3 protein-coding genes are annotated in these 3,326 nt (G+C 40.8%); 1 reads left to right on the top strand and 2 read right to left on the bottom strand.

Going from position 1 to position 3,326, the window contains the following annotated elements; translation table 11 throughout:
• Both KPX09_RS04785 and KPX09_RS04780 read right to left on the bottom strand, forming a co-directional pair.
• The coding region (locus tag KPX09_RS04785; protein WP_410518484.1) for an HGE-14 family type IV secretion system effector at positions 1-403 on the bottom strand (403 nt) is incomplete at its 3' end.
• A 182-nt stretch (positions 404-585) separates the two neighbouring features.
• On the bottom strand, positions 586-2,043 hold the full coding sequence (locus KPX09_RS04780; RefSeq protein ID WP_249549229.1) for an HGE-14 family type IV secretion system effector: 1,458 nt from the start codon (positions 2,041-2,043) through the stop codon (positions 586-588).
• Positions 2,044-2,614: 571 nt separating this feature from the next.
• On the opposite strand from KPX09_RS04780, the gene KPX09_RS04775 reads away from it, so the two are divergent.
• Complete coding sequence (locus KPX09_RS04775) at positions 2,615-2,935, top strand: hypothetical protein (protein ID WP_249549228.1); 321 nt, start codon at positions 2,615-2,617, stop codon at positions 2,933-2,935.
• The last annotated feature ends 391 nt before the right edge of the window (positions 2,936-3,326 follow it).

Here is a 3,326-nt window from a genome sequence, read left to right as displayed (position 1 = left end):
GAATGCCACATGCCTTAGCTATTTTTAGGTGCACCCCACACCTAATAAAGCTGAGATCCATGAACCGTGCCTCATCTTTGTTGCACGCCGCTGTAGCGCAGTCCTGCAGTGCGTCATACAAATAACTGGTTATACAATTCAACACCCGATCTCGCTCTGTAGGTCCTGCACTTGCAGTACTCTCCGCATCTACACAGCTTCCAACAAACTCAATCCTGCCTACATTCGCCGTAAACACGCCATCGACCCCACGAAGCTCGTCAAACGTATTGCGCAATTCCGTAACGCATTTACGCAGAACCTCCAGGAATTCAGAATACTGCGTTGCACCAGAGCTCATGGCATTACATATATTGTCTTTATATTCCGTAGAAGGAAGACCACGGTAGGCATATCCAGACATAGCTGGACTAGTGAATATATGCGGCGTATGCATCTAATTAACCATTGGACAACATCACACTCTGAAAATATAGCATACTAACGTCCTACAGCCAGCTCAATATTATTGATTTTTTAACTAATAATGCCTGGAGGATTTGTTTTGATGCGTAACGTACCCGTCATAGTGGCGTGCGAATGTAGTTATGAAAGAAGATTATGCTCTTCAAGCCTGTGGACTAGGTCATCAATGTCCCCACTAGGAGTTCGTGATCTATGAGCAGTAACTTGTGCCCCCTCCAGCACAGAACTAGTAGTTACTGATATTGCAGCTGATCTTGAGACTGATGTCTGAGTTGATGTTGAGGGTTGACTAGGTGAACCTTCAGCCTGTTCAACAACATTGAAGTATCCACCATTAAGTGTCCTATTCATCATTGCTAAAAGATATCGCAATGCTGTATTGCGCCACTGAATTTCTACCCGCGGATTTAATAGTAGATCTGGCGTAACCTCTATGTCAATCTTCTCATAGACAGAACACATGTCCAAGTATACTGTGCGTGCCCTATATTCTGAAGCTCTTGCTACTTGTACGTTATCATTGTGTAGATTAAGCAAAATTCGAAGACAACCCTCAATTCTGGTTGCAACAATATAATCTGCATTATCAGTGGCGGCATATCCTCTATACATTGAGAATAAACAACCAATTACCCGAACTAAAGCAGCCGTATACCCTTCCTTCCTGAAACATTTATCACCACCGCTAACTGCTAAACCTCTATATGTCTTTGAATAGTACATAAAACTCGCTCTCGCTCTTTTAGCAATCGTTAAACGCAGACGTGCTCTCTCGTTATTACGTACCATCTCTCCGCATGCAGTCGTGCTAGACTCAACTGCATTAAGAATCTTATTCAAGCAACTCCCTGCACGATTACGGAAACAACGCGGTATGTCCTGATCAACTAATTCGGCAACCTTATTGCAAAGCTCTATGTTATGCCACACCATAAGCAAAATCGCCTTTCTACGCTTTGTATCTTCAGAATCCGAAGAAGAATTTAAGCATATGCTTAAAGCTGACAATTTTACATTTACGTATGCACTTAGAGATATGCCAGAGTTAAACACATTATCCGCATCACTCTCACCCATCGTACTAACAGACCGTGTAGTAGCAGTCCTAGCACAGCAGTGTACTATGGAAATAACATTAACTAGGATACTACATGCATTAGCTATTTGTAGATGTACTCCACGCCTGATAAAGCCTGAGTCCATGAAGTGTGCCACTCTTTTGTTGCACGATGCTGTAACACAGTAATACAGAGCATCGTACAGACGATGGACTATGCCGTACAACACCTTCTCTCGCACTGCAGATTCTGAGCTCGAAGTACTCTCTGCGGCTACGTAGCGTCCAAGACTCTCCATCCTACGAACATTCGCTACAAACGCACTATCTAACCATCTAATTTCGTGAAATATACCGCGTAATTCCGATGCATATACCACCACAGCCCTCATACATTCATCATACTGCATGGCACCAGAGATTATGGAATTACGTATAATATCTCTATACGCAGTGGAGGAAATACCACTGTAGGTATATCCAGACATACCTGGACTAGTGAATATACGGGGCGTATGCATCTCATTAACCAATAGACAACACCACAATCCGGAAGTGTAGCATACCAGCGTTATGCAGCTCAGTATTATTGATTTTTTAACAAATAGTAATATATATTATGATTTGTTTTGATGAGGAACATTACCCATCATAATTGCATACACACGTAGTTGAGCAACGTGGCAGCATAAAAAGAGATTATAGTGTGGAACTTAATTACGCTGAAAAGCGTTTCTAAACGCAGCTCTACAACATAGTAGCCAAGAACGAGAAATTAAAAGTCTGTAGCATTCGCCACCTATACCATACACAATTAGAAAATGTATAGCGGGAAAAACACACGTTCTAATAGATGCGCTAAGAAGTGTTCATATACCGAATGCATCTCTAAGCCCAATTCACTAAGAACCCTATTACTACTATCCACTAATGCATTCGCATATGAAAAAGCAAAAAAGTTCTGTGATAGATTTAATAAAGAAGAAGTGTAGCAAATATAAACCTTGTTTGCTTACTGAATACAAAAGATGCTTAAGACAATATTAAGAATTCTCGATTAGAGCTGGCCTTTTCCAACGTGGTTATTGGTAAGTGAAAGAGAGACTTCTCGAATATATAACAGAGTTAAAAACACAAATTGTTTTTGTGATAAAAAAGGAACTTGATGCTCTGAGCATGTGTGATATTCAGAGATTCAAGGAATTGCAGGATATAGAAGGCAAGCTACTCCTGTTGCTTAGTAAGGCATACGGAAAAGTGAAAAAAGATGTTACTATAGTGCGTGATAGCAACCACAATACCATCGAAAAACTTACCGCAGCATGCATTGAATTCGACAGGTGTTTAGCTATGAAGCATGATGCTTTATCAAGTCTACAAAACTCTGCTGCCGGTGTTTTGCTCAATGAGTGATGCTTGTATCATATTACACCTCTACATAAGATCTTTGGAGTGATGTTTGGTATCCTTTTCACAAAAAAGAAATTACATACCTAGCTACTCAACAATTGTTAGCACTTAGGTAAAGCGTCTCTGCTGTAAAATAACTTCTTGATGTTATGCGCGCTGCCCCGCACTTTAACTTATTGTCTGTGGTGATCCCCCAGTACTTAGAGAGATTACACACCTTCCCACTCATAATAGCGAAATACACATATTGGAAAATATACAGAAGATCACCTTTCTGAGGAGCTTGGTACTAGAAACTAGGAAAACCCCCCGAACATGCTACACACAAAACCGTATCTGCTGTTAACTCTAATGCTATATGCACAGTTGTGCATATAGCATTCCAAATACATGC

Origin of the sequence: Anaplasma phagocytophilum, assembly GCF_023476575.1 — a bacterium.
GTDB classification, from domain to species: domain Bacteria; phylum Pseudomonadota; class Alphaproteobacteria; order Rickettsiales; family Anaplasmataceae; genus Anaplasma; species Anaplasma phagocytophilum_A.
Note: the sequence above shows the minus strand (reverse complement) of the source record. Positions and strands in the feature narration are given on the sequence as shown.